Here is a 2,838-nt window from a genome sequence, read left to right on the forward strand (position 1 = left end):
CCGGCGACCGCGTCGACGTCATCGCGGCGCAGGATCCGCCCGCCGACGGCGCCCGGGTGCTCGCGCGCGGTGTCAGGGTGACGGAGGTGCCGAAGCCGCCGGACGGCGCCGCCGAGAGCGGAGCCCTGGTCGTGCTGTCGGTGCCCCGGGCCACGGCCGCCCGGCTGGTCGGCGCGAGCGCCACCGCGCGCCTGGCGGTGACGCTGTGCTGAACCGGCTCGTAAGCCCCGCCGACGGCTTCCTGTCAAGTCGCTCGATCGAGTTACCGAAGTGGACACCCGGGCCGCTTCCTGCCGTAGGTTGCGGAGCGTTTTGTTCCACACCCTGTGCATGCGAGGAGAGTCCCCGAGGTGAGCGCGAAGAAGGAACCGAGCGTCTGGCAGGGCTTCAAGGCCTTCCTGATGCGCGGCAACGTCGTCGATCTGGCAGTCGCGGTGGTCATCGGCGCGGCCTTCACCAACATCGTCAACTCGGTGGTGAAGGGGGTCATCAACCCGCTGGTCGGAGCGATCGGCACGCAGAACCTCGACCACTACAGCTCCTGCCTGAAGGACCCGTGCAAGGTGGCCGCCGACGGCACGGTGCAAAGCGGTGTGCCGATCCTGTGGGGCTCCGTCCTGGGCGCCGCGCTCACCTTCGTGATCACCGCCGCGGTGGTCTATTTCCTGATGGTGCTGCCGATGTCCAAGTACCTGGCCCGGCAGGCGGCCCGGAAGGCGGCGCGCGAGGGCACCAAGGAGGTCGTGGAGGTGAGCGAGCTGGAGGTGCTCAAGGAGATCCGGGACGCCCTGGTCGCACAGCGCGGCTCGGGACAGGGCGGCGAGCGCTAGCGACGCTCGCGCGGCCCGTTCAGAGGTGGTGGGGCGGCTTCTCGTCCAGGAAGCGCCTGAGGTCGGCTGCGCTGTCGCCGTCGGCCCGCTCGCCCCACCCGCGGTCGGTGTCGTCCGAGGACTGCTGGTCCAGCGGGTCGTCGAAGACCAGCGCGGGCTTCGGGGCGCGCGGCTCGGGGGCGGATTCGGCAGCGGTGCTCATGCCACCAGGGTACGGCTCCCGGGTCGGCGGCCCGGCGGGCTGCCCGCCCCGGCACCGGACGGTCGGCCCGCCCCCTCGGGCGCACGGGATCGTGAACGGGCTCTCGCGGCCGGTTTCTGCTGTCCTGGGTGTCATGACGCCGAGTTCCGCTCCCCCGCCCGCCCCCTCCGGCACACCACGGCCGCCGGGCCACCTGCGACGGCTCACCGCACGCGAGCGGGAGGAGGCGCACCGCGTCGCCTCCCCGCTGGAGCTGTTCTTCGACCTGTGCTTCGTCGTGGCGGTCGCGCAGGCGGGCGTGCGGCTGGTGCACGCCGTCGCGGAAGGACACGCGGGCACCGGGATCCTGGACTACGCCATGGCGTTCTACGCGATCTGGTGGGCCTGGATGAACTTCACCTGGTTCGCCTCCGCGTACGACAACGACGACGCGCTCTACCGGGTCGTCACCCTGGTGCAGATCGCCGGCGTGCTGGTCCTGGCGGCCGGGATCTCCCGGGCCTTCACCGACCACGACTTCCTGCTGGTCTGGCTCGGTTACGCGATCATGCGGCTGGCGATGGTCTGGCAGTGGCTGAGAGCCGCGAGATCGGCCGGGGGCCCGGAGCGGACCACGGCACTGCGCTACGCGGGCGGGGTGCTGCTGTGCCAGGTGGGCTGGCTCGGCCTGGTGCTGCTGCCGGAGCCCGCGCGGCCCTGGGTCTTCCTGGTGATGGCGCTGGTGGAACTGTGCGTGCCGCTGTACGCCGAGCGCAAGCGGATGACCCCCTGGCACCCGCATCACATCGCCGAGCGGTACGGACTGTTCACGATCATCGTGCTCGGCGAGACGATCGCCGCGGCCACGGTCGCCGTGAAGTCGGCCCTGGCCGAGCACAGCACGCCGGCCGAGCTGCTGCCCATCGCGGCGGGCGGGCTGCTGATCGTCTTCGCCGCGTGGTGGATCTACTTCGTGGTCCCCATCCACGGGCATCTGCGCTCCAGCAGGCGGGCGTTCGTCTGGGGCTACGGCCACTACCTGGTGTTCGCCTCGGCGGCGGCCGTCGGCGCGGGACTGGAGGTGGCCGTGGAGCAGGCGACCGGCAAGGCGCACATCTCCACCCTGGCCGCGTCGGCCGCCGTCACCCTGCCGACGGCGTTGTTCCTGCTGACGGTGTGGGCGCTGCACTCCCGGCACTTCAAGGCGGGCCTCGCCGAGCAGCTGGTGCTGCCGGTCACGGCCCTGCTGGTGATCTGCTGCACGTTCCTGGGCGACTGGGCGGTGTTCGCGGCGGGACTGGTGTCGGCGGCCGCGGTGGCGACCGGGGTGGTGCTGACGGCGCGCGCGGCCGCCCGGGAGCACCGGCCGGGCGCCGCCGCCCCGGCCGGCTGAGCCTTCCGCGGAGGGCGCTCGGCCACACTGGCGTCCATGACAGCTGACGCATTGACGGATGTCGCCGGGCTGCGGGTGGGCCACGCCACCCGGGCCGGCGACGGCTGGCTCACCGGCACCACGGTCGTCCTCGCCCCCGAGGGCGGCGCCGTCGCCGCCGTGGACGTGCGCGGCGGCGGGCCCGGCACCAAGGAGACCGACGCGCTCGACCCGCGCAACGTGGTCCAGCGGGTCGACGCGGTGGTGCTGACCGGGGGGAGCGCGTACGGGCTCGACGCGGCGTCCGGGGTGATGGCCTGGCTGGAGGAGCGGGGCCGCGGGGTGCCGGTGGGGCCGGACCCGGCGCATGTGGTGCCGGTGGTGCCCGCGGCGTGCGTCTTCGACCTGGGCCGCGGCGGGGACTTCCGGGCCCGCCCGGACGCGGCGACGGGCCG

4 protein-coding genes and 1 pseudogene are annotated in these 2,838 nt (G+C 73.4%); 4 read left to right on the forward strand and 1 reads right to left on the reverse strand.

What is annotated here, in order from left to right; all coding sequences use genetic code 11:
• Both H5J33_RS29710 and mscL read left to right on the forward strand, forming a co-directional pair.
• A pseudogene (locus tag H5J33_RS29710) lies at nucleotides 1–212 on the forward strand (hypothetical protein); the annotation flags it as partial.
• Between the two features lie 138 nt (nucleotides 213–350).
• The gene (gene mscL / locus H5J33_RS29715) at nucleotides 351–830 is read left to right on the forward strand and encodes a large conductance mechanosensitive channel protein MscL (RefSeq protein ID WP_181797890.1); all 480 of its coding nucleotides are present in this window, start codon (nucleotides 351–353) and stop codon (nucleotides 828–830) included.
• A 19-nt stretch (nucleotides 831–849) separates the two neighbouring features.
• Here mscL and H5J33_RS29720 read toward each other — a convergent pair whose 3' ends face one another.
• Nucleotides 850–1,032 carry a hypothetical protein gene (locus H5J33_RS29720; RefSeq protein WP_181797891.1) on the reverse strand — a complete coding sequence of 61 codons (183 nt, stop codon included), beginning with the start codon at nucleotides 1,030–1,032 and terminating at the stop codon, nucleotides 850–852.
• Nucleotides 1,033–1,165: 133 nt separating this feature from the next.
• On the opposite strand from H5J33_RS29720, the gene H5J33_RS29725 reads away from it, so the two are divergent.
• Nucleotides 1,166–2,404, forward strand: coding sequence for a low temperature requirement protein A (locus H5J33_RS29725; protein WP_181797892.1), 1,239 nt, complete (start codon nucleotides 1,166–1,168; stop codon nucleotides 2,402–2,404).
• Between the two features lie 36 nt (nucleotides 2,405–2,440).
• On the forward strand, nucleotides 2,441–2,838 hold a 398-nt coding region (locus H5J33_RS29730; protein ID WP_181797893.1), incomplete at its 3' end, for a P1 family peptidase.

The organism is Streptomyces sp. WELS2 (assembly GCF_013870595.1).
Taxonomy (GTDB): domain Bacteria; phylum Actinomycetota; class Actinomycetes; order Streptomycetales; family Streptomycetaceae; genus Streptomyces.

Excerpts from the sequence above, each read along its gene's own strand:
- H5J33_RS29720 (WP_181797891.1), bottom strand. The coding sequence starts at position 1,032 with ATGAGCACCGCTGCCGAATCCGCCCCCGAGCCGCGCGCCCCGAAGCCC.
- H5J33_RS29725 (WP_181797892.1), top strand. The coding sequence starts at position 1,166 with ATGACGCCGAGTTCCGCTCCCCCGCCCGCCCCCTCCGGCACACCACGG.